The organism is Gordonia sp. i37 (assembly GCF_002043085.1).
Taxonomy (GTDB): Bacteria; Actinomycetota; Actinomycetes; order Mycobacteriales; family Mycobacteriaceae; genus Gordonia; species Gordonia polyisoprenivorans.
The window spans coordinates 1-1,149 of the sequence record NZ_MVPX01000180.1; the positions used below are offsets into that span (position 1 = coordinate 1).

Consider the following 1,149-nt stretch of genomic DNA (forward strand, 5'->3'; position numbering starts at 1 on the left):
CCCTTCTCGGCGCCGAGCGTCATGATCATCAGCGCCGATCCGGCGTCGACCGGCTCGCCGCCCTCGACGGCCAGGGTGATCAGGCCGCCGGCGTCGGCTGCGGCCTCGGCGATGATCGTCGCGGGGCGGGCGTGCAGTCCGACGGCGGAGCCGACGGCGACGGTGGTGCTGGGCATGATGGATTCTCCTTGACCTGTTCGGATGGCATGTACGCGGATGGGATGTACGCGGATGGGATGTACGCGGATGGGATGTACGCGGATGGGATCGAATCGGATGGGATCGGTGGTGAGGGACGGACCGTTCGCGGGCGGGATCTTCGATTGTGCCCGCGGCGGTCGGTCGAGGTGGGCGAACCGCGCCATCAGGCGGGGACGGCCTCCCGCGGGGTGGTCGCGACGGCGGTGCGGTCACGGTTGCGGCCCCACTGCTTGGCGGCGATGACGCACAGCGCGGAGAGAACGGTGCCCGCGGCGAGAGCGACGAGGAACCACCACCAGGCGTTCATGGCGAAGAAGACGAACACACCGCCGTGCGGGGCGCGCAGTTCGACACCGAGCGCCATGATCAGCGCGCCGGACAGAGCGCCACCGGCCATCATCGACGGGATCACCCGCAGCGGATCGGTCGCGGCGAACGGGATGGCACCCTCGGAAATGAACGAGGCGCCGAGAAGCCAAGCGGCCTTGCCGTTCTCACGCTCGGGTTCGGTGAACAGCTGCGGACGCAGGACCGTGGACGCCAGGGCCATCGCCAGCGGCGGGACCATGCCGGCACACATGACCGCGGCCATGATCTCCAGCTGCGCCGAGCCGCCGACAGCGAGGCCGGTGGTGGCGAACAGGTAGGCCGCCTTGTTCACCGGGCCGCCGAGGTCGAAGCACATCATCAGGCCCAGCACGATGCCCAGGATGATCGCCGAGCCACCGGTCATGCTGCTGAGGCCGTTGTTCATCTCGGTGGTGAGCCACGCCAGCGGCCTGCCGAGGAACATGAACATCACCGCACCGATGACAAGGCTGCCGAAGAGCGGGATGATCACCACCGGCATCAGGCCACGCGCCCACTGCGGCAACGGAAGTCGCGAGATGGCCAGGCAGACGACGCCGGCCGCGAGGCCGCCGATCAGGCCGCCGATGAAGCTGGGGC

At 69.2% G+C, this 1,149-nt stretch carries 2 protein-coding genes; both read right to left on the minus strand.

Going from position 1 to position 1,149, the window contains the following annotated elements; all coding sequences use genetic code 11:
• The coding region (locus B1964_RS08885; protein WP_079929530.1) for an HPr family phosphocarrier protein at positions 1–176 on the minus strand (176 nt) is incomplete at its 3' end.
• Positions 177–364: 188 nt separating this feature from the next.
• Positions 365–1,149, minus strand: a 785-nt coding sequence (locus B1964_RS08890; protein WP_139765675.1) for a PTS fructose transporter subunit IIC, incomplete at its 5' end; no start/stop codon positions are given.